General features: G+C 47.9%; 29 protein-coding genes. 1 reads left to right on the plus strand and 28 read right to left on the minus strand.

The genetic code is table 11. The annotated features are described in order from the left end of the window. Window position 1: 1 nt before the first annotated feature. The 8 genes from AC3RCI_RS18820 to AC3RCI_RS18855 form a co-directional block, all read right to left on the minus strand. The gene (locus tag AC3RCI_RS18820; protein ID WP_492525986.1) at window positions 2–979 is read right to left on the minus strand and encodes a biotin--[acetyl-CoA-carboxylase] ligase; all 978 of its coding nucleotides are present in this window, start codon (window positions 977–979) and stop codon (window positions 2–4) included. Beyond that, window positions 966–2,297 (minus strand): CCA tRNA nucleotidyltransferase, encoded by a 1,332-nt coding sequence (locus AC3RCI_RS18825; RefSeq protein ID WP_492525988.1) that lies wholly within the window; start codon window positions 2,295–2,297, stop codon window positions 966–968. The genes AC3RCI_RS18820 and AC3RCI_RS18825 overlap by 14 nt, the downstream gene beginning before the upstream one ends. Window positions 2,298–2,331: 34 nt before the next feature. After that, on the minus strand, window positions 2,332–3,492 hold the full coding sequence (gene bshA / locus AC3RCI_RS18830) for an N-acetyl-alpha-D-glucosaminyl L-malate synthase BshA (protein WP_336780754.1): 1,161 nt from the start codon (window positions 3,490–3,492) through the stop codon (window positions 2,332–2,334). A 96-nt stretch (window positions 3,493–3,588) separates the two neighbouring features. Continuing rightward, window positions 3,589–4,287, minus strand: coding sequence for a bacillithiol biosynthesis deacetylase BshB1 (bshB1, locus tag AC3RCI_RS18835; protein ID WP_336780753.1), 699 nt, complete (start codon window positions 4,285–4,287; stop codon window positions 3,589–3,591). Beyond that, window positions 4,284–4,724: a methylglyoxal synthase gene (gene mgsA / locus AC3RCI_RS18840; RefSeq protein WP_095292821.1), complete on the minus strand. Its 441-nt coding sequence runs from the start codon at window positions 4,722–4,724 to the stop codon at window positions 4,284–4,286. The genes bshB1 and mgsA overlap by 4 nt, the downstream gene beginning before the upstream one ends. Before the next feature lie 11 nt (window positions 4,725–4,735). Next, complete coding sequence (gene dapB / locus AC3RCI_RS18845; RefSeq protein WP_095292823.1) at window positions 4,736–5,539, minus strand: 4-hydroxy-tetrahydrodipicolinate reductase; 804 nt, start codon at window positions 5,537–5,539, stop codon at window positions 4,736–4,738. Between the two features lie 84 nt (window positions 5,540–5,623). After that, window positions 5,624–6,148: a tetratricopeptide repeat protein gene (locus AC3RCI_RS18850; RefSeq protein WP_336780751.1), complete on the minus strand. Its 525-nt coding sequence runs from the start codon at window positions 6,146–6,148 to the stop codon at window positions 5,624–5,626. A gap of 51 nt (window positions 6,149–6,199) precedes the next feature. Continuing rightward, complete coding sequence (locus tag AC3RCI_RS18855) at window positions 6,200–6,529, minus strand: nucleotide pyrophosphohydrolase (protein WP_056696770.1); 330 nt, start codon at window positions 6,527–6,529, stop codon at window positions 6,200–6,202. Window positions 6,530–6,699: 170 nt separating this feature from the next. Between AC3RCI_RS18855 and AC3RCI_RS18860 the strand changes: the two genes are divergently transcribed. Further along, complete coding sequence (locus AC3RCI_RS18860; RefSeq protein ID WP_154895635.1) at window positions 6,700–7,569, plus strand: YitT family protein; 870 nt, start codon at window positions 6,700–6,702, stop codon at window positions 7,567–7,569. A 104-nt stretch (window positions 7,570–7,673) separates the two neighbouring features. Here AC3RCI_RS18860 and AC3RCI_RS18865 read toward each other — a convergent pair whose 3' ends face one another. From AC3RCI_RS18865 to trpE, 20 genes are all read right to left on the minus strand, one after another. After that, window positions 7,674–8,543, minus strand: a complete 870-nt coding sequence (locus tag AC3RCI_RS18865; RefSeq protein WP_492525990.1) for a sporulation protein YpjB — start codon at window positions 8,541–8,543, stop codon at window positions 7,674–7,676. A 61-nt stretch (window positions 8,544–8,604) separates the two neighbouring features. Then, the gene (locus AC3RCI_RS18870) at window positions 8,605–9,231 is read right to left on the minus strand and encodes a DUF1405 domain-containing protein (RefSeq protein ID WP_492525992.1); all 627 of its coding nucleotides are present in this window, start codon (window positions 9,229–9,231) and stop codon (window positions 8,605–8,607) included. A 113-nt stretch (window positions 9,232–9,344) separates the two neighbouring features. Next, window positions 9,345–10,226 carry a c-type cytochrome gene (locus tag AC3RCI_RS18875; RefSeq protein WP_492525993.1) on the minus strand — a complete coding sequence of 294 codons (882 nt, stop codon included), beginning with the start codon at window positions 10,224–10,226 and terminating at the stop codon, window positions 9,345–9,347. A gap of 21 nt (window positions 10,227–10,247) precedes the next feature. After that, window positions 10,248–10,919, minus strand: coding sequence for a menaquinol-cytochrome c reductase cytochrome b subunit (qcrB, locus tag AC3RCI_RS18880; RefSeq protein WP_017687726.1), 672 nt, complete (start codon window positions 10,917–10,919; stop codon window positions 10,248–10,250). 15 nt (window positions 10,920–10,934) lie between these two features. Then, complete coding sequence (locus AC3RCI_RS18885) at window positions 10,935–11,477, minus strand: QcrA and Rieske domain-containing protein (RefSeq protein WP_095361914.1); 543 nt, start codon at window positions 11,475–11,477, stop codon at window positions 10,935–10,937. Between the two features lie 192 nt (window positions 11,478–11,669). Further along, window positions 11,670–12,092, minus strand: coding sequence for a DUF2487 family protein (locus AC3RCI_RS18890; protein ID WP_154895627.1), 423 nt, complete (start codon window positions 12,090–12,092; stop codon window positions 11,670–11,672). A 153-nt stretch (window positions 12,093–12,245) separates the two neighbouring features. Next, window positions 12,246–12,425, minus strand: a complete 180-nt coding sequence (locus AC3RCI_RS18895) for an IDEAL domain-containing protein (RefSeq protein WP_095292837.1) — start codon at window positions 12,423–12,425, stop codon at window positions 12,246–12,248. A 23-nt stretch (window positions 12,426–12,448) separates the two neighbouring features. Next, complete coding sequence (locus AC3RCI_RS18900; RefSeq protein ID WP_127540304.1) at window positions 12,449–12,955, minus strand: gamma carbonic anhydrase family protein; 507 nt, start codon at window positions 12,953–12,955, stop codon at window positions 12,449–12,451. Window positions 12,956–13,001: 46 nt separating this feature from the next. Further along, window positions 13,002–14,120: a hypothetical protein gene (locus AC3RCI_RS18905; protein WP_492525995.1), complete on the minus strand. Its 1,119-nt coding sequence runs from the start codon at window positions 14,118–14,120 to the stop codon at window positions 13,002–13,004. 234 nt (window positions 14,121–14,354) lie between these two features. After that, on the minus strand, window positions 14,355–14,954 hold the full coding sequence (locus AC3RCI_RS18910) for a histidine phosphatase family protein (RefSeq protein WP_127540300.1): 600 nt from the start codon (window positions 14,952–14,954) through the stop codon (window positions 14,355–14,357). 37 nt (window positions 14,955–14,991) lie between these two features. Next, complete coding sequence (locus AC3RCI_RS18915) at window positions 14,992–15,627, minus strand: anti-sigma factor family protein (protein ID WP_110758995.1); 636 nt, start codon at window positions 15,625–15,627, stop codon at window positions 14,992–14,994. Further along, window positions 15,624–16,217, minus strand: coding sequence for an RNA polymerase sigma factor (locus tag AC3RCI_RS18920; protein ID WP_095292846.1), 594 nt, complete (start codon window positions 16,215–16,217; stop codon window positions 15,624–15,626). Before AC3RCI_RS18920 ends, AC3RCI_RS18915 begins: the two co-directional genes overlap by 4 nt. Window positions 16,218–16,859: 642 nt before the next feature. Next, on the minus strand, window positions 16,860–17,954 hold the full coding sequence (locus AC3RCI_RS18925) for a prephenate dehydrogenase/arogenate dehydrogenase family protein (protein ID WP_492525997.1): 1,095 nt from the start codon (window positions 17,952–17,954) through the stop codon (window positions 16,860–16,862). Between the two features lie 26 nt (window positions 17,955–17,980). After that, window positions 17,981–19,081, minus strand: a complete 1,101-nt coding sequence (hisC, locus tag AC3RCI_RS18930) for a histidinol-phosphate transaminase (RefSeq protein ID WP_492525999.1) — start codon at window positions 19,079–19,081, stop codon at window positions 17,981–17,983. A gap of 73 nt (window positions 19,082–19,154) precedes the next feature. Continuing rightward, a complete protein-coding gene (trpA, locus tag AC3RCI_RS18935) occupies window positions 19,155–19,961 on the minus strand; it encodes a tryptophan synthase subunit alpha (protein ID WP_336780743.1) in 807 nt (268 codons plus the stop codon). Beyond that, window positions 19,958–21,157: a tryptophan synthase subunit beta gene (gene trpB / locus AC3RCI_RS18940; protein ID WP_154895619.1), complete on the minus strand. Its 1,200-nt coding sequence runs from the start codon at window positions 21,155–21,157 to the stop codon at window positions 19,958–19,960. The genes trpA and trpB overlap by 4 nt, the downstream gene beginning before the upstream one ends. Further along, window positions 21,154–21,879 carry a phosphoribosylanthranilate isomerase gene (locus AC3RCI_RS18945; protein WP_492529947.1) on the minus strand — a complete coding sequence of 242 codons (726 nt, stop codon included), beginning with the start codon at window positions 21,877–21,879 and terminating at the stop codon, window positions 21,154–21,156. Before AC3RCI_RS18945 ends, trpB begins: the two co-directional genes overlap by 4 nt. 8 nt (window positions 21,880–21,887) lie before the next feature. Beyond that, window positions 21,888–22,679: an indole-3-glycerol phosphate synthase TrpC gene (gene trpC, locus AC3RCI_RS18950; RefSeq protein WP_492526001.1), complete on the minus strand. Its 792-nt coding sequence runs from the start codon at window positions 22,677–22,679 to the stop codon at window positions 21,888–21,890. Continuing rightward, a complete protein-coding gene (gene trpD / locus AC3RCI_RS18955; protein ID WP_492472670.1) occupies window positions 22,669–23,691 on the minus strand; it encodes an anthranilate phosphoribosyltransferase in 1,023 nt (340 codons plus the stop codon). Before trpD ends, trpC begins: the two co-directional genes overlap by 11 nt. A gap of 86 nt (window positions 23,692–23,777) precedes the next feature. Next, window positions 23,778–25,349, minus strand: a complete 1,572-nt coding sequence (gene trpE, locus AC3RCI_RS18960; RefSeq protein ID WP_492472607.1) for an anthranilate synthase component I — start codon at window positions 25,347–25,349, stop codon at window positions 23,778–23,780. Between the last annotated feature and the right edge of the window lie 38 nt (window positions 25,350–25,387).

The following is a 25,387-nucleotide window of genomic DNA, read 5'->3' on the forward strand; positions in this document are numbered from 1 at the left end:
CTTAATCGATCAATGATATTTCTCCCGATACTACAGTTATCCTTTCGCCACTTCTCTTCTCTACAATCAAAGCCCCCGAAGGATCTAGCCCAATGGCTGTTCCCTCAATATCTCCCTGCGGGTTCGAAACCTTCACTTCCCGATGAATCGTAACGGAGAGAGCTTCCCACAATGACGCGATTACACCGAAACCTTCCCTTTGATACAAAAGGTAAAGATGTTCCATTTCATTCAAAATGGCAGCAGTTAATTTCGTTCGATCCACCTGCTGTCCGGTCTCGACTTTGATTGAAGTCGCAATGGACGTCAGATCCTCCGGGTAGTCCGTAAGTTCAAAATTCACATCTACCCCAATACCTGCAATGCAGTAACGCAGTTCATGATCTTCTACCGCTGACTCCAGCAGGATGCCACACATTTTGCGACCGTTAATCAGGAGATCGTTCGGCCATTTGATGCCTGCATCGGCCCCCGTATGGGCCCGAACAGCCCGGCAAACGGCTACACCTGTCAGTAATGTCAGCTGTGGCGTATTCCGAAGCGGCTGCTCCGGACGCAGCAATATGCTCATCCAGATCCCTTTGCCAGGAGGTGAGAACCATTTACGCCCGAATCTTCCCCGTCCACCTGTTTGTTCCTCGGCAAGAACTATCGCACCTTCTGCCTGACCCTGTTCGGCCATTTGCTGAACATCGCCTTGCGTAGACAAGGTTGAATCTAGGATGAGTGCTTTACGGCCAAAGACAGACGTTTGCAGAGCCAGTTGAAGGCCCGCTGCATCAATGCTGTCTGGTCTCGTGAGTAGGCGGTATCCTTTGCGGGAGACAGCCTCGAATTCGTATCCGAGATCGCGCAGCTTGTTCACATGTTTCCAGACTGCTGTTCTGCTAATGGACAGGTTCCGGCTGATCTCTTCCCCTGATACAAATCGTCCATCCGCATTCATGAGCATATGTAACAGTTCTTCATGCTTGGTCATCTGCAGCCACCCGTTTCACTTCGGCGGTCAGCGCTTCATGCTGATTCGCTATATTTCCAATCGCTGTTTCACGTAACAAATGCTTCATCAACTGGCCAAGCCAAGGTCCACCTTTGCGCTCGAGTAGCCCAAGAACATTCTCTCCGGTAATATGAAGATCCTTCAGCTCATGCACCGGCATGGATCGACTCCAATCCGCTGCGTTAGCAAGAATCGCTTGGTATGATGCCTCTGCTGAAGCGGAAAGGAGATGGCCAGCAGGGAGAATAAGTTGAATCTTGAGCCAATCCGCAGCGGCTTGACGTCCGCACGTCAGTTCAGCACTAATCCACTCAGACCGTAACGACACTTGATCCTTATGGTTTTGCACAACCGTCTTCAGTAACTCATCAAACTGTAAAACCCCGGTAATGCGCAAACGATCATCGTTGGAAAACGTCCACTTGCGCAGTAAAGCATCGGCTTCATCCTTCTTATATTGACCTGCGATCAGCAAGAGCGACCAGCGCAGTAAGGAATCATTATCTTTCAGTTCCCCGATTCGAAGTAGTAGATTCCTATTGAATCGGCTGCCATGCACCGGAGCCTTGATATATTCCAGTATTTTACTGTGCAGCAGCAAGTCCAAACCTCGCAGCGGATGAGGACCAGCCATCATCTTAACCATCTCGGTACGAACTCGCTCCATGGCAATATGTTGCAGCAAGTCTCTCTGCCTCATGAGACCTTTCCATGTGTTATAGGCAATGCTGAAGTCAAAAACCGAAGCAAACCGGACACACCGAAGCATGCGAAGCGCATCCTCACCGAACCGCTCACTCGCTGCGCCCACACATCTGACTCGTTCTTCACGAATATCCACTTGTCCACCAAAAGGATCCACGATTGTACCCCTTCTATCCATGGCCAGGGCATTCATCGTAAAATCACGACGCTGAAGGTCTTCTTTGATATCCTTGACAAACTGGACTTCAGACGGTCTTCGATTGTCTTTGTATTCCGATTCCGTACGGAATGTTGTGACCTCGAAGTAGTACCCCCCTGAACGTACAGTAACCGTTCCATGCTGGAGTCCTGTCGGAATACAGTCTGCAAACAGTTCCATCACTTGTTCAGGGGATGCCGAGGTTGTAATATCCATATCATCTACATTGCGACCCAGCAGCTCGTCCCGAACACAGCCACCAACCCAAAACGCATCATAGCCCTCTTCATTCAACTTAAGCAGCACCTGTTCACTCTGCTCAGCCATCTCGAGATCAACCCTTGTCCATTGCACCAAACCAATCACCTCATTACTTGCCTGTTGCTTGATCATTCTGTATCGCTGCTTCTATTGAATAAATAGAAGTTCAACCGCAAACGGGTTTTAGATTGGGAGCTTCTCTTCCCAGTACCCGATAGTATATTTGTTCATATTCATGACGGATGGCATCATTGCAAAAATCATGATGTGCCCTATGAAGACAAGCTTCTCTGAAATCTGCTGCCAGTCGATCGTCGGTCAACAAGCGAATGGCATTCTCAGCCATGGACTGTGTATCGCCGATGGGTGATAAATATCCGGTTTTCCCGTGTAATACGAGTTCAGGAATGCCTCCTGCCTGTGATCCAACGGTCGGCACACCGCAGGCCATCGCTTCCAGGGCCACAAGTCCGAAGCTCTCTTTCTCCGAAGGAAGCATTAGGATGTCTGCCATGGATATGACTTGTGCAATGTCATCCTGTTTACCCAAGAAATGAACTTTGTCATTCAAACCCAATTCATTAATTTTCCATTGGATTTTAGGCAAATCCGGCCCCTCTCCAACAAACAGCAATTTGGCTGGAACCTGCTCCTGAACCTGACGAAATACTTCAACAACGTCCTGTGTCCGCTTTACCGGGCGGAAGTTGGAGATATGCATCAATATTTTCTCATTTGGAGCCGCAAAATCCCTGCGCAGACTGACCGCATCCCGAGGATAATAAATTCGTTTATCAATAAAATTATATGTCAGATCAATTGGACGTTGAATGTCCAGAAGTTCAACCGTCTCCCGAATCAAATCCTGTGAAACCGCGGTTACAGCATCACTTTCGTTGATCGCAAGCCGAATGAGATCTTTCAGGGATTCATCCTGTGCCAGTACGGTAATGTCTGTACCATGCAGAGTTGTAACAACCTTCAGATCGTCGCCCACCATCTGTTTGGCCAGGAAAGCACATACTGCGTGCGGAACTGCATAATGCACATGCAGCAAATCAAGCTGCTGAGCTTTGGCCACTTGAGCCATCTTGGTTGCCAATGACAGGTCGTATGGCGGATAGCGAAATACATAATAATCATTCACTTCAACTTCATGGTAAAAAATATTTTTCTGAAAAGTTCCTAGTCGGAACGGAATACTATTCGCAATAAAATGAACCTGGTGACCCTGTTCGGCAAGCAATTTGCCGAGCTCCGTTGCGACAACGCCAGACCCTCCGAGGGACGGATAACAGGTGATACCAATCTTTAGCTTTTGATCCATCCGGTGGACGCTCCTTTCATCTCCCGCGTGCGCGAGTTGATGTAATGCTGGCGGAATTTATATTCATATTAGGGTAAGAGCTTGCACAGCAACGTATTATCTAGCTGCTGCGCCAAACTGCCCAACGACATAAGGGGTAATACTCGCAAATCCTTCTGCGAAAGAAATCAAACTCCGCTGACCCAGCAAGGAGTCCCGAGCTCTTACGCGTTCGATATACCCCTGATTCAACGGAGTAGACACCGTTCCTGCCCCTATTTCAAATTGGGAACGATAACTGAGCAGCGATTTTTCCTTTTGCTCATAGTGTTCCGTAATATCGACAATCAAATCCACCGGTCCCATATCGTTAATGAAGTAAAAATACAGCTCCTTCACTTGGGTGGCAGGCATGTCCGGCATATAATTGCGCAGCTTGGCATTGAATACCGCTTCCTGCACAAGCTTGCTGCACATGACATGATCCGGATGACGATCTTCCCAATAGGGTGCAAATACAATTTTCGGGGCATGCCTGCGAATCTCGGCCGTCACTGCCTGTATGTGCTCAGGGGTTATGTATAAACCACGATCTGGCAAGCCCAAATTGGTTCGACACGAAAGACCGAGGACGCGGGAGGCTTCCTCCGCTTCCTCGGCTCTGCGCTCTACAGTCCCGTTGGACGACATTTCTGCTTTTGTCAGATCACACACGCCCACTTTCATTCCAGCTGCAGTATGTTTGGCGATTGTTCCTGCCATTCCAATCTCTGCATCGTCTGCGTGTGCTCCGAAAATCAGAATATCAAGACTCATTCGGAATCACCTGTTGTGACTCCAGCTTCCGGTTTGTATTTATGCACGAGCTCTCTCCATGCAAAATCGCCGCGATCCAATGCCTTAACCAGAATTTCAGCCGTTGCAATGTTGGTTGCGAGCGGAATACCCTGTACATCACACAAACGAAGCAGGGCATTAATATCCGGTTCGTGTGGCTGAGCCATCAGCGGATCACGCAGGAAAATAATTAGATCCATCTCATTCTGAGCTACTAAAGCACCAATCTGCTGGTCTCCTCCAAGAGGACCTGATTCAAACCGGTGAATCTTCAAGGAAGTTCCTTCCATAATGCGAAGTCCGGTAGTGCCTGTCGAATACAATTGGTGATCTGTGAACACTGGTTCATAAGCTGTTACAAAGTTTACCATCTCTTCTTTTTTGCGATCATGGGCAATAAATGCAATTTTCAACATGACAATCTCCTTTAGTCGATAAAGTGATCAAATCCATAGATGAGTCCTGTATATTCCATAACCTTCTGTACACCGATTTTTACACCGGGCATGTAACCTGCACGTTCGTATGAATCATGACGAATTTTGAGCGTTTGGCCAAAATCGCCAAATACCACTTCCTGCTGCGCAAATACGCCTGGTAAACGAACACTGTGAATCCGGAATCCGTTATAATAGCCTCCGCGGGAGCCTTCAATGGTTTCCTCTTCATTAGGGTTGCCCTGACGGATTTCCTCACGATTGGCTGCAATCAGCTCAGCCGTTTTAATTGCTGTTCCTGAAGGCGCATCCAGTTTTTGATCCCCGTGGTACTCAATGATTTCAACGTTAGGCATATGTTTGGCCGCTTGTGCCGCGAATCTCATCATCAAAATGGCACCAATGGAGAAGTTCGGGGCAATCAGACCTCCGATCCCTTTGTCCTGACACTGCTTGTCCAGTTGTTCGATCTGCTCCGTCGTGAAGCCGGTAACTCCCATGACGGGTCTGACTCCATAACGGATCGCAAGTTCTGTATGAGCGAAAGCATATTGAGGTATTGTAAAATCAACCATGACCTGCGGTTTCGTCTCTGCAAAAGCCATTTCGATATCGTCGGTTACAAGCACTCCGCATTCCGGAAGACCGACCAGGGTTCCGGCATCAATACCCGCGCCGGAGCGGTTAACCGCGGCAGCAAGCTCCAGTTCTGGGTCTTGAAGAACCAGCTTCACCACTTCCCGGCCCATTCGGCCAGCCGCTCCGATTACGGCAACTCTTATTACTTCACTCATCTTGGCTGCATCTCCTCACTGTATGTTGGTTCAGTCACTAGAAAATTCATTTCGTCAGCTTTCGCTTCAGATGAAATGAATTTCTTATTGAATAGAATTCTTACGCTGCTTAATTTGTTGGTACATTTGATGCAATTGTGCGTTCTGCGGATCCAGCGATATCGCATCACGAACAGCCTTGATTGCACGATCAAATTCATTCAAATCGCTATAGGCCAGCGCAAGCATCACATGCGCTTCGACAGACAGCGGATCAAGCTTAACCGCTTCTTTCAGCAGAGCAGCAGCCGTAACATAACGTTCGTGTGTTCCGCTGCCAGCCTGTTCCAGCAAAACCTTCGCCTGTGTACTTAGCTGTTTGGCTTCCAGTGTCTGCAGATGCAGAACATATTCTTCTGTGCCATTAGACAGCTCAGCTGCCTTACGGGCATGTTCCAGTGCCGGACCAAGGTGCAAGCTGCGGGCATGTGTAATGGAACAACGGTAGTGAAGCTCCGCATGTTCCGGGTAAGCAAGAATAGCCGATTCAAACCAACGGATCGCTTGCTCAAAATCATTTTGCAAAATACAGCGGTAAGCCTGCTGCATATACTCTTCCGGCTTCATCATCCAAGCTGTCCCTCCCCAATCGGGTGATGGTACAGCATATGTAATCTACGCCTAATCGGTGTTTTTTGGAGTCCACCGATTTGCATCGCGTGTATTAAATTTATGCATGACTTTGTCGTGTGCCTGTGCCAGGTCAATCCCGAGCGAGTTGGCAAAACAAATCGTGATAAACAAAATATCCCCGAGCTCCAGCTCAATGGAATTGTCTGCCTCAGAAGCCTTCTTCGGCTTTTCACCGAACTCGTGATTGACTTCCCGAGCTAGCTCTCCCACCTCTTCCGACATACGCGCCAGCATGGCCAGCGGACTGAAGTAGCCTTCTTTGAACTGGGAAATGTAGAGGTCAACCTCGCGCTGCATTTCTGCGATGCTTTTCTCCATGAGAACGGATTCTCCTTTTGAAATTGTGTCGTATTTGTTCCTAATATATCAGTTATTTAGTTTGACTTCCACCATCCTGACGCACAAAACATTTTTAAAGAATCAATAAATAGGTATACTAAGATGGCAAGTATTGCTTCATCATTAATTTACATATGGAGAGGGATCTAATGAGCACTGCCAAAACTTGGATTCAAATCAAACTGATTCTCCCTATTTTGCTAGGTACTGCTTTGTATGCTTTTGGACTGCTGTACTTCATTATCCCTAATCAACTAATGGAGGGCGGTGTCACCGGGGTTACCGTACTGCTCAATTATGCGTTTGGCCTCTCTCCGTCTCTGACGACCCTTGTTATCAATGTCCCGCTATTTCTGATCGGGCTCAAGATATTGGGCGGCAGACAGATGGTCTATACTGGGGTGGGCATTGGTGCCCTTACGGTGTTTCTGTGGTTGTTTGAGAAAATGATTCACTCGGGATGGATTGAGCCTCTGCACACGGAGAATGATCTCCTGCTGGCAGCCCTTTATGCAGGTGTCACTCTCGGGGCTGGTTTGGGTATCGTATTTCGCTCAGGCGGTACGACAGGTGGTTCAGACATCATTGCACGGATTCTCAATCGAAAATATGGTTGGAGCATGGGCCGAATTTTGCTCGGTATCGATTTTATTATTATCGGCATTTCACTAATCTACATTCCAAAAGAAAAAATACTCTATACGCTGGTTGCCGTCTTTATCGCCTCCAAGGTCATTGACTTCATTCAGGAAGGGGCTTATTCCGCTCGGGCATTCATGATCATTAGTGACCACGCCCCTGAAATTGCCGATCTGATTACCCGGGAAATGGACCGCGGTGTAACTCTGATTCCAGCCATTGGCGCCTACTCCAAGCAAGCCAAACATGTTGCTTACTGCGTTATTTCACGTCAGGAGTTCAGGCGACTGCAAACTATTGTCAGATCTGTTGATCCCCGAGCCTTTGTTATCATCAGCGATGTTCATGACGTCCATGGAGAAGGCTTCAAGGAATCCTAAAAACCAACTGAAATATATACAAAAAAACCTCTAATCCAAGGACAAGCCAGTTCGCTTCCTTGCGGTATAGAGGTTCTTTGGTTTGGATGGTTTGAAGTTGATGATCAGCGCCGGAATGGAAAGATGCCTTGCTGTTGTGCACGATATTTACGATATCCTGCATAAGTTAGTGCGGCCACAATCACGGAAGTAATGAATAATCCTGCAGCTCTCCGGTTCGGTCCCTGAACAAATGGAACAAAGGCACTCTCATCCTTCTCGCGACCAAACAATTGATTAACCAGTTCTTCGCCTTGGGATATCATGCTTTGCAGCTGAGTGATATCTGGCTGTTTGGCTCCAGTCAGCCCTTTGGTATGGGATAACCAGGCATCCAGCTGAGCGATCTCGTAGGGTTCACGGCGAATCATCGCTGCCGGTCGAATGGTTTCATAGTGTTCTTCAAGCAAAGCATATCGGCTCGTGAGTGCTGCTGCTTTCTCATGCTGACTCACAGCAGTGGATATGGCCTGAAGGTCATCTTGTACAATTTTATAATATTGGAGCCATAAGGGTTTGGATGGATTCGCAAGACTGTCAGCAGCGAGCCTCAGCTTGGCAGAAGCCTGCTGAAGACCGGTATCATCACTTTTGACGCGGACGGCTGCTTGTTTGACTTCCACAATCGTTTCGGATAAGGCATGGATGCCTTCGACCGTCGTCTGACCTTCAAACGAAATATGCTCCAGTCGTTCGCTAATTCGCATAATACCGTTTCTGACTTCTTCGATATTATGATCCAAGGCATGCCTGTAGAGCGATGTCGCTTCCTGATTAAGCTGCTGAATGGAACTGTTGACAAGGGCTTGTTGATCCGCTTCCCCTTCATTCCCTTCACTTTGTGCAGATACACTGTATGACAAGTTCGTCCAAAACAACAGCGCCATGAACGATACTACCAATAACCCGGTTTTGTTCCAGAACATTCTCTTCATGGACATCCCCCCCCATACCAATGTATGGCAGGGCACAGCCACTTAGAACAAGCTTGCGAAATCAGGCTCGTTTAGCCTGTCTTAATGCCAGCCACGCACACAGAATGCTAACCAGGGTAAGCCCGAAAGTGAAATTGCGTACGCCATCCAGATGCTCATAGAGGGCACTAGGCAGCCAAGGGAAAATATTATATGTATAGTCCATCGTATCGTTCAATAACGTCCATAGACTGGCAATAAGCAGCGCTACCCATCTGAAACCAAAGAACCTGACATAAATCAAAGCTTCAATGGCCATGGCACTGTGTGAGGCGATCAGCATCCAGTCCTGCCAATGCGGCGACCCACCCTGCATCCAACCCGCAAAAATAATCGAAACGGCCCAGACCCCATATTTCACCGATGTAACCACAGCAAGAGCTTGAATAACATGTCCGATTCGGTTGAGCACCACAGACTTGGGTTTATATAGAACCCATAAAAGACCAAGGGTAAAAAACAAACTCGCTGTAGGACTGTCCGGAACAAACAAAACCTGCCATATGGGCTGTTCCGCCAGTGTTAATTTCAGCTGATCTCCGTACCATATGTACCCATACACGGTACCCACTGCATTACACCAAAACAGAAGCCACAGAAAATACCGATTGGTCAGAAACTCCCGGCTCCAGAAAAACGATAAAGACACGTTCGCTGCCCCTTCCTTCATACTATTTCTATTGTCTTTATGAAGCGTTGATTGGTAAATCACTCAAAAAAACCTGACCGCAACAACAGTCAGGTTTTTGGCTTAATTTGATTTTACTGTTCTGCCTTCTGTTTCGCAAGCCATTCCGCCAGGTGATTGATATCGTCGTCCGTAAGACCTTGGGCGATAGCTTGATCATACATCGCAGGCATTGAGTTATATCCTTCTTTGATAATGGTCAAGATCTCTTCCTGGCTGTGCTTGTCACCCACACCACGAAGTGAGGGGCCACTTGCACCCTTCATATCTGCGGCATGACATGCCACACAACCTGCCTTTTTAAACGTTTCCATTGCAGGATCATCCTTCTCAACGATGGCCACTTCTTGTTGTTGGCCCGGTGCATTGGACGTTGGCAAACCTTGTGCATGTTTCTCAAGCGCCTCTTCCTCACGCTGAATGTGCTCAGGCTTCTGGCCCGTCGCTTCAAGCTCGTGCTTGTAGTGTGTCCAAGCCACATTCGTGAGATAAAATACAGAGAGGATTGACAGAACCATGAGTGATGATGCAATTGGACGTTTGTAAAACCGTCGTTCCTTGCCTGTATCCAAGAACGGGGCAAGCAGCAACGCTCCAAAAGCAACCCCGCTGACACCCAGAACACCGAGCAGGACATAATCGCCTGACGCATAAGGATATTTCAGATATTGGTACAGAAATAGGAAATACCAGTCCGGCATTGGAATAACGGATGCGCTTGGATTGGCTGGATAACCAAGCGGCGCAGGTTCAGAGATGGTCAGTACCAGGATACCCACCAGCACCACAACACCAACCATCCATTCTTTCAGCAGAAAGTTAGGTATAAATGCTTCTGATTTGCCTGGATACGCTGTATAATCCGGCGGGGTAATAAAACCTGCCCCTTTTCGGACGCGTGAATCACCGACAAAGATAATCTTCTCCTGGTCATCAGGCTTGTGTCCGTGAGCCATTGCGATTCCTCCCTTCTCAAGTTATAGTGGTCCCGAAATGCCCTGTCTGCGGATCATGATGAAGTGTCCGACCAGAAGCACCAGAAGCACAGCGGGAAGGAAGAAGACGTGCAGGGCAAAGAATCGTGTTAGCGTCTGTGCACCGACAATGGTTCCACCTTGAAGGAATTCTTTAATAATGGGTCCGAGCCATGGGACGGTATTGGCAATTTCCAGGGTTACTTTGGTTGCAAAATAGGCTTTGTTATCCCATGGCAGCAGGTACCCGGTCAATCCAAGACCCAGCATGACGAAAAAGATCAACATGCCAACAACCCAGTTCATCTCACGGGGCGCTTTATAAGAGCCTGTAAAGAATACACGCATCGTATGTAAAAACATCATTACGATTACCAGACTGGCTCCCCAGTGGTGCATGCCGCGCACAATTTGGCCGAAAGCTACCTTGGTCTGCAGATACTCGACACTGGCATAAGCATTGATAATATCAGGTACGTAATACATCGTAAGAAACATTCCTGAGAGAATCTGAATTACGGTGATAAAGAACGTCAAGCCACCAAAGCAGTAGACGAATGCGGAAAAGTGGTGAGCCGGGTTTACGTGCTCTGGAACTTCATGATCCGCAACGTCCCTCCAGATTGGCGTGATATCGAGACGCTCGTCAATCCAGTCATAGACATTTTTAAACATCTGCGTTCACGCCTCCTATTTCACTCGGGTGTTCGGAACAATCTCGCCCAGGTATACCCAGCCCTGTTCCTCCTTGACCACATATTCATCCAGCGGTTTCGGGGCTACGGCAAGATTTTTCCCTTCCTTGTCATAGTGCGCGCCATGGCACGGGCAATGATACTCATCAGGATAATTTTTGTCACTGTTCCAGCCGACTGTACAACCCAAATGTTTACAGATCGGTGAAAGCGCATAAATTTTACCCTGCTCATCCTTACGAATCCATGCCACAAGCGAAGCATTACTCAGGTACCAACCATCTTGCTGCTGCAATTCAAATGTGAATTCTTGAGGTTCGTTCGTGATTTTGCTGATTTCAGCTACTTTGACAGAAGTGCCTTCTCCCTTGTGCTGCAAAATTGGGTCCACCGCAAAACGGACCATGGGAAGAATCGCACCGGCGGCCATATAGGCTGTAGCTCCACCAAGCGTGTACGTTAAAAACTGCCTGCGCGACATTTCCATCCGACTTGGTGGTTTGTTCGAGGCTTCGTGCTGGTCATGCTCACTGCTCATACTGTCTCCACCCCCCTTTTTCAGCCAACTCTCTCATACGTTTTCATTATCAGAAATTCCACGACTTACTAGAACATACATAATCATATAGTAGCCCTAGAACACCGTCAAGAATTTGTCACACATTTTTAAGGTTCTATTGTAAGCGTTATTAAAAAAGTGTTGATAAATTGTCACATTTCCAGTCAGATGTTAATTTTTCCACATCTCGCGCACTTTTTCCCCGACATACCCTGCTATTTTCGCTTCATCTATTTCCTCAACCATTTGAGAACGATTAAAAACCAGATCTGCAGATGAAATTTTGTCTCTGTCCAAAAAACCATCTGATGTCATTATCACCACATATTTGAATCCTGAGCGCTTCAGCTGCTCGCATATGGTGTTTAATGCCATTGACATTTCCGGAATAGCGAAATGGAATGCTGGATATGTCATGATCCTCCCTTTAAACGGGACTTCAATCAGATCCAGAAAATCTCTAAGCCTCTCTAGTGCTTCCGTGGCTTCAGCCGGCGAATGATTTCCCGTAAGACCGGTGAATGGAATAAGGCATGTATCCAGATAGAGTTGCAGTTCAGCCCAGCTGTCTTGAGTCATCTCACTGAATTTCAATTCCCTATTTCCCCTCTCTATCCATTTTATTCCCATATTATATATGAGCAAACGATGTAAATCTATAGAGTTATTCGTAAATCCCTCCCTAAAAACACAAAAGGAAATGCGTAATCACGCATTTCCTTCTTATATGGTTGGATCATCAGTTCATCAGTTTATGGTTTTCAGTTCATCCGTCAGACTCCGGAAAGCTACTTCGTCTCCGGTAGCCAACGCCTTGTCGATTTCCATATACAGCTTCTCGCTACGCTGTTTACGAAGCGCTTCGTCCCACACCATCTCAGCAGCCAGCCCCAACATGACTTCATACGTAACTTTCATTTTATCCAATAGGATGCACCTCCAAAACGGATTTAAGAGCTCCTATATTCCTTACCTTTGGCAACATAACCAAGTGAAGTCCTCGACATCCGCTCAAGGTCGGCATCCGTCAATTCACGGATCACTTTGGCTGGTGTTCCCAGAGCCAGGGTATAGGGCGGAATTTTAGTATTTTCAGTTACAACAGAACCGGCCCCAATCAGTGTGTATTCACCAATTTCAGCTCCATTGAGAAGGATGGCTCCCATACCGATCAGTGAGCCTGTTCCAATGTGACAACCATGAATAATCGCGGCGTGTCCCACTGAAACGTCATCTCCCAGAATCAAAGGTTGATTCGTATTCACATGTCCAACAGCATTGTCCTGAATGTTACAACGTTGTCCGATCCATATTGGCGCCAGATCAGCCCGTAATACGGCATTGAACCAAACCGTAGAATCTGCACCTAACTTCAGGTCACCAATCAGTTTGGCCCCTTCAGCTACATACACCGAAGAATGAAGCTGCGGTTGTTGACCCTTGAATGGGATTATCATATCAGTATCACTCCTTAATTTGGGAGTGATTTTAGCAACTTGTCCCCTAAATGTCAAACACCAGAGGAGTCGTGTCACCAGATAGCGATCGGCAGGTTGCAGCGAGCCGCAAGCCCCATGCTGTCATTTGCACGGTACTCTCACCCTCCTGCTCTCCGATGCGAAGCATCCCCAGATGCAGCATCATTTTGACAACTCTCGTTTCATAGATCGTCTCCGGTGTGTCGTAATAAAACGGCTGGATTAACGGGCCAATTTGTCGGAACAAGGACGCTGCGGTGGACCAACCAGGCGCACATTCTCCTGTCCAATACACAATGGAGGACAAGTTCGGAATAGCACCTTTATAAAGTCTTAACCAAAACCGAAATAGCTGTATCATCTCGCCTGTATTCTCTGCACCCCGTTTTTCCTCGCCGGCTGCAGTCAATTTCAGCAGCCCCTGTTCCTCCCGAACAAGCCGGTGGTGGAATGCATAGTCATATAGCAATGCAAACCGGTCAGGGTAATCCTTGAAGGAACGACCGTAGCCAAACCTCCATCCTGCTTTTCCAACCAATGTTTCACTGACATGAAGATGATCCATCACCTGCTGCTGAGAACGTCGGTACATCATGCCTTCTGCGTTCAGCGTAATTTCATGCTGCTGCACAAACTGCAGGAACAACTTCAGATCGTCTACCAGCAGATGGTATTCATCTCGATACATCGGTGGTTCATTTGTCGTTTTAATACCTGCCTTCAGGTGAGCGGATAACACATCCCGGAACCTCATTTTCAAATCCTGGGGTACCTGGTATAGGTACTTCGTATGCTGTGTTGTTCCATTGAATAACCATCCACTCTTGGTGAACCGAACGATAAGATCTCGCGGACTTGCGCCGGACTCGCTATCTTTTTTGTCCATCGATTGACGGGCAATGGCGACAAGCTCCTCCATACCAAAGTATTGACGAGGATCAAATAGCAGGTTGTTCAGGAAACGCAGATGCGCCACATTAAGTTCGCTGACCTGTTGCTCAAAAAATCGTCTACTTCCCAACGTTGTGAGAATACTCTGGATGAGTTCATGTTTGGAATTGGGTTTGCACTCACATTGGTAATAGTCCGCTATACGATTAAGCTGGCCGATATCGGCAAAAGTTAGCATATCCGCTAGATTCATGGGTCCATCGCCTCGCCGTTAACTACTATTGGGCTACTGATTCGGGGCCGGAGTAGTTTGGTTTTGTAAACATGTTTGACGGAATTCCCATGATCTAAACCTCATTTACCAAATCTTTTATCTTTTTATTCATCCTATGCCCGAACTTGTCTGCTCAGAAGAAAAATGAGAGGCACAGAATGATACCAAACGACAGTTTCGCTCTTTCAAAACAAAAAAACAACCTGAGTCCAATTACTCAGATTGTTTAGCTGCATCCAATGATAGATGTCGTGTGCAATTATATAACAAGGGACTCCAGTCATCCTGTTCTTTTTCCAGGATCGTAAGCGACAGGTTTCCAATTCGTTCCGTATAGCGGTCTTTGAACAAGGCAGACAACAGGTTTGCGAGAAAAGCGCCATGAGTTACAATCAAAATATTTTTGTCCTGATATGCAGCCCACAAATCTTCTAAAAACGCTAAAGCGCGAGTCTGTATATCAATAATCTGCTCCTGTCCCAGATCCAGCGTCTCCCAGTCCGTTCCCCAGCGGGTGATTCGTTCATCCGAGGTCAAACCTTCGATCTGACCGAAACCTCTTTCTTTTAAACGCGCATCTGGCTCAAGCATAGGCACGTCTAGCAATCCAGAGATAATCTCTCCTGTCTCCTGGGCCCGCGATAAACCACTGGTAATGATATAGTCCCATTGATAATCCTCTGTCAACAGACGGTGTCCCAGACGTTCTGCCTGCTGACGCCCTTCGGCATTCAATGGTATGTCTGTCTGCCCTTGGATCCGCCCTGCAGCGTTCCAATCGGTAAGACCGTGACGAATAAGCCCAATTCGCATCTCATCCCTCTTTTCTATACGGCGAACGCCTGGTTAACTACGCACGCGCACCTTGTTTACGTTTGTTGGTCGTTCGATGCATCCGCCCCAGCGAAAACAAAGCCATGCCAATAGCGAGTAATGACAAGGCCATCCAGTATCCCGGATACGCAGGTCCCATACTTACGACAAAGGGTTCAATGATGCTTCCTCTGTCGGCCCCTGGCATGTCGTACTGATACATACCTGAAGCAGTCAGATCGCTTCCAGCAACAGCTGTTTCGAGAATCCCCGTAGAAACGACGCTTTGCTGTTCAGCTTCTGATACCCCAGACTTAAACATCGCCATGTATAAGAAACTGCATAAAAAAATGGCCAGAAACGCAGCAATCCACAACGTCATATGCTTGCGGATCGCAGCAGAGAATCGATTCACTTTTGCCTCTTCAGGCAAAAGCCACGGGGACTCCGCATAAATGCGGTCCATTACGTTGCGATTGACTCTCTCTGCCTGCTGCTCTGTCACTGGTTCCGGTATGCTGTGCAGCAGCACTTGGGCTTCTTCCCAAACTTCAAACTGCTGCGAGCACTCCTCACAACCATCCAGATGAGCATGAAAAGCAAGCCGCTGAGGATGATTTGCCGGCAAGTCCCAGATCAGTGCAAACAAGTCCTGGGCTTCATTGCAATTCATCGGTTCTTCATCCCTTCATATGGCTCGTACACCGGTTCGAAGAAATAAGGTTCCAATTGGGTTTTTACGCTTGATCTTGCTCTGAACAATAACGATTTTACAGAACTGACGCTCTGCCCAAGAATATTCGCAATCTCCTGGTAGTCTAGTTGATCATATTCACGGAGTATGATGGCAGAACGCTGCTTCTCCGGTAAGTTGTTAATGGCATCTCTAACCAGCATGACCCGCTCACTGCGCAGTACAGCATGCTCTGGAGCGTTCTCGGAAGGAGCAATGGGTACAACCCCGCTCTCTTCTAGAGGAACACTGCCACTGCGCTGTTTGCGCAGCTCACTCAGTACCGTATTTCTGGCAATGGTATATAACCACGTCGAGAATGAGGCATCCACCTCGCGGAATGAGTGTAAACTGCGGAACGCCTTATAGAAAGTCTCAGAACAGAGATCTTCCGCAAGCAGCTCCATATTGGAACTTTTCAACATATGATATACGAAAGCCAGTATTTTACGCTGATAACGACGCATCAGCTCGGAATATAACTCCAGGTTACCTTCCTTGATCTCTCGAATCAACTGGGAATCCGTCATTTGAGTGCGACCCCTCCTCGCCCATCCATGTGCTTCTCCCCGTTCGACTCTATCCATGTATTACCGAACAGGCACAAAAAAGTTGCGGTTCTCACCGCATAAAACAGCGTAAAGCCATATCAGGCATCTACGCCAAATTCCCCTATGTAATGGCAATTTCCCCAACGTTTCTACATTAACAGTATTTATTGTACAACGGTCAGCAGCCTCCTGGCAAATTCTTTACGATTTACAAAAGCCCGACCTGTCATTCTTATGCCTCTTATTTCACGAGTATGACGACATAAGACCCAATTGGCAAAATTGCACATTGCACACTCATTAGACGCAGAGTTATTCAAAAAGGTTTCAAATTTTTAACCTTTTTTTCGATCCTTTTTTGGAGGATTTTATTTCCTGAATTTACGTAAGTTATAATTTGGTTTAACAAATTTTTATAAAGTGTTGACAAAATGAAAACGTATACATATAATAAAAGTACAGTATGGTTTCTCTCCACTCCTATCCAATAACTGTATTGCTCCACGTGAGCAATGGCCGCTTATGTAAGCGGTCTTTTTTTTGCCCTTCTTTAAGGACGTATCGTAACAACTGTTTATCAACACAAAAAAAGGAGGGCATTCGCCCTCTTTTTTTCTATCCTCATACCCAGACCTGATATCCCAGGGAATCCAATAAAAACTTCGCACGTTCCATATCCTCTTCCTGACGGAATGACAAACGCATGATGCCTGGCACATCAACCCGGTTCTCGATAATCTCAAGGTTGCTCAAGTTGATATCATGTGTCCCGAGCTCTGTTGCAATCTTCCCAATCATCCCTGGCGCATCCTGAACGTCTGTATACAAGTCAAACAGCGGCGAGATCATGCCTTTACGCCGTTCTGGCAATACGCTGCGAAATTCACGGGCCTGACGAAATGCATCTTCGATTCCTGGGCCATTCTCGTTCTCCAGCATATCCGTAAAAGCAGACATCTGGCTGTTCCAGTCCTTCAATAGACCAAGGAGTACTTCACGATTGCTCAGCAGGATATCACGCCATACAATCGCATCACTGGATGCAATACGTGTGATATCACGGAACCCGCCTGCCGCCAACATTTTATACAGGGGATTCGATTCATTATATTCACGTACCTGATTCACGAGCGCTACTGCGATGACATGTGGCAAATGACTGATAGCTCCCACAATATCATCATGTAATAATGGCTCAACTCTGACGATCTGAGCCCGCGTATAGGCTAGAAGCTCGGATAATCTGACATATGCCTCTTCAGGAACATGTGCAGACGGAGTCAGAACATAGTACGCATTCTCGAAAAGTACGGCCGAAGCCGCGTCCACACCAGCACGCTCAGATCCGGCCATCGGATGACCGCCAATGAAGTAGGCATCGGTCATGCGTACATGCTCAGCACAAGCAGCAATCGAAGCTTTGGTGCTGCCAACATCCGTAATGATGCATCCCTTTTTCAAGGGCAGCTTCGCCAATTGTTGAAAATATGATTCAAGCAAACCTACCGGAACGCACAAAAAAATAAAGTCGGCATCGTGCACCGCTTCTTCCAGAGAGAGTGTAGCGTCGTCCACTACACCACTCGCTATGTACTTTTCTTTCAATTCAGGTAGATGTGCATAGCCCATTACAGATACTCCCGGCTTGCCTTTGAAGCAAAGCGCGAGAGATCCTCCAATGAGCCCCACACCAATCATTGCAATTTTTAATTTCATGAGACCTCACTCTTTCATCGCCGGTTTTAGTGGCTTGTTGTCGCCTTCTCAGCCAGCGTGTTCTCCAGTGCCGTCACAAAAGCACGGTTCTGTTCTGGTTTGCCTACAGACACACGGATGTATGTTGGATAGACTTGGAACCCAGGGCGGACAATGATCCCTTGTTTGAGCAAGGATTGGAACGCATCCTTAGATGGCATATCCAAATCGACCAAAATGAAGTTTCCTTGTGACGTGAAGAACGGCAATCCAAGACGGGCAAACTCGTTTTGCAGATAATCACGTTCAGTTGCATTCTGATTCGCACATTCCTGAACAAATGGTTGGTCCAAAAGTGCAGCCGTTGCTGCTACCTGGCCAAAACGCGACGTGTTGAATGGTTCACGTACACGGTTAATCAGGTCAATGACCTCCGGACGTGCAATGCCATATCCAATTCGTAGTGAGGCAAGGCCATAGATTTTGGAGAATGTCCGTAAAATGACCAGGTTCGGATAACGATCCAGCATGGAAACGGTTTGTGGATAAGCCGCATCCGTTACAAACTCATAATAGGCCTCATCCACCACAACCATTACATGAGCAGGTACCCGATCCATAAACGCTACAAGTTCCTGTTCAGAGACAATTGTCCCTGTAGGGTTGTTCGGATTACATACCCAGATGACTTTGGTTTTATCGTTAATTTCTGCGAGCATAGAGGACAGGTCATGCGTTCCATCTTGAAGCGGAACTTCAATTGTCACTGCGCCCTCAATGTCTGCATTGCTTTTGTACACGGAGAACGTCTGATCCGCCATGATTGTCTCATCGCCGGGAAGGAAGAAGGCACGGGTAATTAATGCAATAATCTCGTCTGATCCGCAGCCAAAAATAATGTTGTTCCGTTCCACGCCCAAATGCTTCGCCAGCACCCCTGTCAGCTCGACGGCGCTGCCGTCAGGATAGAGACTAACATGGGCCAACTCTTCCTTAATGGCTTCCAGTACGGCAGGAGAGCTGCCATATGGATTTTCGTTGGAGGCCAGCTTGATCACTTGCTCAAGCCCCAGTTCACGTTTCACTTCTTCAATCGGTTTGCCCGGTTGGTACACAGGCAGATTGACAATCTGGGATTTCGGTTTCAACCCGACCGCCTCCTGTAGTTAAGTTATAAGTTACATGCCGAAACATGCAGGGCAATAACACGTCGTTATCTCCCTATCCTTTTAATTGTGCCACAAAGTTGCGAATTTGCAACAGTCCTGCCGCACGGGTATCCGGATTCCCAAGAAGGGGAATCGCTTCTTCCACCTGACGAACAATGGCACTGCCCACGACCACCCCGTCGCAGATGCGGGAAAAACGCTCTACTTGCTCATGACTGGATATGCCGAAGCCTACTGCAACCGGAATATCTGTCAGACTTTTCACAGTCTCAATAAAGCTTTCTACTCCTTCAAAGAAGGAGGCTCTCTCCCCCGTTACACCTAGCGAAGATACGCAGTAGATAAAACCTCTCGCTCCAGTAACGATACGCTCAATCCGCGCGTTGGACGTAGGGGCTACCAGCGGAACCAGATGCACACCTGCTGCGTCCGCCCTGCGGCGCATCTCTTCTGCTTCCTCAATGGGAAGATCCGGAATAATCATGCCGCTAATATCGTGTTTCACAAGTTCATCAAAGAACAAATCAAGTCCCGTTTGCAGGACAGGGTTGTAATACGTAAAGAGAACAAACGGCAGCTGTACCCCTGCCTCGCGTGCTTTGGCGGCTGTTTCCATGCAGGTACGAATGGAGATTTGGCTTTTCAGTGCACGCTCGGATGCACGCTGGATGACAGGACCATCCGCAAGCGGATCGGAATAGGGAACCCCAAGCTCCAGGATGTCAGCTCCTGCCTGTTCAAGCTCCTTGATAATATCAATTGTCGTCTCCACATCGGGGTCACCAACGGTCAGAAACGGAATAAGTGCTGTACGATTTTGTTCCTTTAAACGCAGGAAGGTCTGGTCCATTAGGTTCATGACAAGTTCCCTCCCGTATATTTCATAATGGATTCAACATCTTTGTCTCCCCGACCGGACAGACAGATGACAACGATATCCTCTGCTGTAAGTTCAGGTGCAAGCTTAACGACCTGAGCCACGGCATGTGCAGATTCCAGTGCAGGAATGATACCTTCTGTACGACTGAGCAGCTGCAGAGCATCCAGCGCCTCCTGATCTGTAATCGGTACATATTTAGCACGTTCAATGTCTTTTAGATAGGAATGCTCCGGACCAACGCCAGGATAATCCAGACCCGCCGAGATGGAATGTGCAGGTTGAACCTGTCCATACTCATCCTGAAGCAAATAACTCATGGAACCCTGAAATACGCCATGTGTCCCTTTACTCATCGTCGCTGCGTGGAATTCAGTGTCCACACCTTTGCCCGCAGCTTCAACACCAACCAGCTTCACATCCTGATCCCCGATAAACGGGTAAAACATACCAATTGCATTACTTCCGCCACCGACAGCCGCAACGATCACATCAGGAAGACGCCCTTCGATCTCCTGGATCTGTCTGCGCGTCTCATCCCCAATGACTCGTTGAAAGTTACGCACCATCATGGGATATGGATGAGGACCAACGACTGATCCAAGCACATAGAATGTATCCTCCACGTTGCTGACCCAGTAACGAAGAGCCTCATTCCCTGCATCCTTCAGTGTCCGTGTGCCCGACGTCACCGGAATCACTTCCGCCCCCAGCAGCTTCATTCGGAATACATTCAGTTGTTGACGCTCTGTATCTTCTTCGCCCATGAACACTTTACACTCAAGACCAAGCAGTGCAGCAACAGTTGCCGTTGCAACGCCATGCTGTCCGGCACCCGTTTCGGCGATGACTTTCTTTTTACCCATACGTTTGGCAAGCAAGCCTTGTCCGATCGCATTGTTAATTTTATGTGCGCCGGTATGATTCAAATCTTCCCGCTTCAGATAGATCTTCGGTCCTCCCAGATGGCGAGACAACTGTTCCGCATGATACAGCGGCGTCTCCCGTCCCGAATACTCACTTAGCAGATAATTTAATTCCTTATTGAATTCCTCGTCTTGAGAGTAACGATCATACGCCTCTTCCAATTCGATTAGAGCGTTCATTAGTGTCTCAGGAACAAAGCGGCCTCCGAAGGGACCGAATCGCCCGTGTTGATCCGGCAATTGATGTGTCATGCCTGCTTCACCCTTTCTACAAATGCTGTGATTTTTGCAATATCTTTCACGCCATCAGACTCTACGCCGCTGGATACATCGACGCCGTCTGGTGCATAGGTCTGTATCAGTTGCTCTACATTATCCGGATGCAGCCCCCCTGCTACGAACAGAGCAATTCCATGTTGAATGGCCCAGTCGGCATAAGCGGGAATACGATCCCACGCAAACGTCTTGCCGGAACCTCCTCCGTATAACGGATCATAGGTATCCAGTAATATGGCATCCACAACGTTTTGATAAGGATCAAGTGCCTTCTTGGCCGTATCGTTCACTTCTGCAGCTGCTTCATCTTTGGGAAAAGAAAGAGCCTTGAACACCTCGGTGCCGAAACGCTGCTTCAGCAGTCCGCAAAATTCCGGAGACTCCTGTCCATGCAGCTGAATAACATCCAGGTGAGCTGCTTCCATGACACTCTCCAGCTCTGTGATTGAAGGATTCACAAATACTCCCGCCAGTTTCGGACGATGAGAAGCATTCCAGTCCATGAGGACCGCTCTTAACTCGGCAGCCTTACGCGCATCAATTTGGCGACGGGACTCGGCAAAGACAACACCAATGTAATCAATCGGCAAGTTTATCATCGATTTTAGCACTTCAACGTCCTGAAGTCCACAAATTTTTACTGCCGCTGCCGATTCCCTAGGCGCCCCGTTATCTCTGCCGCCTACACCGTCATTCATAAGTTTATTCATCCTCTTGGCCCCATCAGTTCGTAAACGGCAGCTTCCACATCATCCTTACGCATCAGATGCTCACCCACGAGGATTCCTTGTACTCCGGCCTCTATTAGAGATCCTAAACGCTCTGGACCGTCAATTCCGCTCTCACTGATTAACGTTACGCCATCCGGAATCAGCTTCATCAGATCAAGCGTTGTACTTAAGCTGGTTTCGAACGTCTTCAGATTACGGTTATTGATCCCAACAAGAGTTGCCTGCGGAATCTCCAGTACCTGCTCCAGTTCCGTTCGGTCATGGACTTCAATTAAGACATCCAGTCCTATACTTTTGGCAAATGACAGATACTGACGGATCTGCTCTGGGGACAGGATGCTTGCAATCAGCAAAATGGCATCTGCACCAAGCAATCTTGCTTCAGCGATCTGGCGCTCATCAATAATAAAATCCTTGCGCAAAAGAGGAATATTTACAGCTTGATGAATGGCCTGCAAATATTCTCCACTGCCTTGAAAGTAGGAGATGTCCGTCAATACGGAAATACAATCTGCTCCTGCCCGTTCATAGGCTAATGCAATCTCTACCGGATGAAAGTCAGGACGTATAAGCCCTTTGGATGGTGATGCTTTTTTCACTTCAGCAATAAGTCCCAGGCTCCGATTACGATTCTTCGATAGCGCCCGTTCAAACCCGCGGGTAACCGGCAATGTTTCAATCTGTTTTAATGCCTCTTCCATCTGAAAGGTCTGGGCCAATACTTCAACCTCTTGCTGTTTCGTTGCTACAATTCGATCAAGATACATGACTGTACGCCTCCGTTGTGTGTATTAGCTGTTCCAATTTCATCGCTGCCTTTCCGGAATCCACAGCATTCGCGGCCATGGTCACACCTTCCGCAATGGTCTCTGCAAGACCCGAAAGGTAGATGCATGCTCCAGCATTTAACAGAACGACATCACGATACGCGCTCCGTTCTCCGTGAAAGATTCGTTTTATGATTTCGGCATTCTGGAGAGCATCTCCTCCAAGAACCGTCTCCAGCGGATGGAGCGACAACCCCATATCACGCGGGTCAATGTCGTACGTCTGAACTTCACCATTACGCAGTTCAGATACCTGAGTCGGTGCGGATATGCTGATCTCATCCAGTCCATCATGACTTGCAACGACGAGCGCTCTCTTTAGACCGAGACGATTGAGAACTTCTGCAATCATCGGCGTACGACTGCGGTCATACAAACCAAGGAGCTGCCGATCCGCGCCTGCGGGATTAGTGAGAGGACCAAGCATATTGAAGATCGTACGTACACCAAGCTCTTTGCGTGGTGCCGCCGCATGTTTCATGGAAGGATGGTACACCTGAGCGAAACAGAAGCAAATTCCGATCTCATCCAGACATTGTCTCGCCTGTTCTCCATCCAGATGAATGTTAACCCCCAGCGCTTCAAGAACATCCGCACTGCCTGCTTTACCTGAAGCAGATCGATTGCCATGTTTCGCCACACGAACTGAAACTGCTGCAGCAATAATGGCTGAGGCTGTCGAGATATTGAACTTGTGAATCCCCGATCCACCGGTCCCGCAAGTATCGAGCAGCCCGCTGCCATCAGTAAGAATCCGGCCACCCTGTCCACGCATCGCCTCGGCAAAACCGGTGATTTCGTCCACCGTCTCCCCCTTCATTCGGAGAGCCATCAGCAACCCTCCGATCTGGGCCGGAGTCGCTTCCCCCCTCATGATGGAGTACATCAAGTTACGTGCTTCCGTCTGCTCGAGATGGTTACCCTCCAAAATTTTGGCAAGTCCGTCCTTCATTCCTTCGTTCTGGCCTAGGGCAGATGCGGATCTCTTGGAATCTTCATTCATCACAGGGTTCATATTCATATTCGGTCTCTCCTCTCTCAGTTCTGTTCAGCCGTGACTGGCGTTACAAAATAATCTGCATTAGCAAGTGTCAGGTGGTTATCTTTCCCCTTGGGAGGGAACATGGCCTCCGCTGTACGGATTGCTTTAAGTAATGCTTTCGCCTTGTTGACTGTTTCCTCGTATTCACTTTCAGGTACCGAGTCCCATACAATGCCTGCTCCGGCCTGCACGTACGCTTTTCCTTTTTTGAAAATGATGGTTCGAATCGTAATGCAGGCATCCATGTTACCGGAGAACCCGAGATATCCGATAGCGCCTGCGTAAGCACCGCGTGCTTCTTTTTCCAGCTCTGCAATAATTTCCATCGCACGCAGCTTTGGTGCACCCGATACCGTTCCAGCTGGGAGACAAGAGAGGAATGCATCGAAGAAGTCCTTGTCTTCTCTGAGCTCACCCGTCACATTCGATACCATGTGCATGACGTGAGAATAACGCTCAATCTCCATGAACATGTCACACTTCACACTGCCAAATTTCGATACACGGCCGAGATCGTTGCGGCCCAGATCAACCAGCATGAGATGTTCCGCCCGCTCCTTCTCATCCTGCAGCAGATCAGCTGCAAGAGCACGATCCTCCGCTTCTGTTGCACCTCTTGGGCGTGTGCCGGCAATTGGCCGTGTCTCCACACGATTTCCGTCCACCTTCACCAGAGCCTCTGGTGAGGTCCCGACAATGATTTCATCATCCATTTTCAAATAATACATATAGGGCGATGGGTTCAGTGTCCGAAGTACACGATACACATGAAGCGGGGAAACTTCAGTATCGATGTGGAAGCGCTGCGACAGCACGACCTGAAAAATATCACCTGCACGTATATATTCCTTGGCTTGCTCCACATTGCCGATAAACTGTTCCTTTGTTAGGTTAGAACGAATATCCCCCAGATCAACGTCTCCCGGAATGGATCGCGGATTCAGGTTTTCCCCTGGTCCCTGCTGCTGCAAGCGCTCAGCGGCCTGCTCAAGCTTCTCTGATGTCACTGCATAAGCTTTCCGGATGTCCTCATCCGTTGCTCCTTCTTTGACATGAACGTTCCCGACAAGCAGCATTTGCTGTTTCACGTGGTCAAACACAATAATCTGGTCACAGAACATGAAGCGAATATCATCCATATTCAGATCATCCAGCGCATGAGCCGGAAGCTTCTCATAATATTGCAGCAGATCATATCCAAAAAAACCAATCGCCCCGCCTGTAAATGGCGGCAGTTCGTCATCTTTGGGACTACGGTACTTGCGCAGCAGCGCTTTTAGTTCTTCAATGGGTTTGCCTGGCAGCTCGCGCTTCTGGCCAGCTTCTTCCACTTCCATCCGACCCTTTTTGGCCGAAATCATCAGAAACGGATCCGTACCAATGAAAGAATACCTTGCCCACTGAATACCACCCTCCACACTTTCCAGCAGGAATGCCCGGTCATTCTCAGCATAACGGCGGAAAATCCGGATAGGTGTTTCCATATCAGCCAAAATCCGTTTGACTACCGGAATCAGATTGTATTCATTCGACATTTTCAGTACTTGATTAACGTTTGGCGTTATCATCAGATCACGTCCTTTCAGATTAGGTAGAAGAAAGTGGT

Source organism: Paenibacillus sp. MT124, assembly GCF_058792755.1.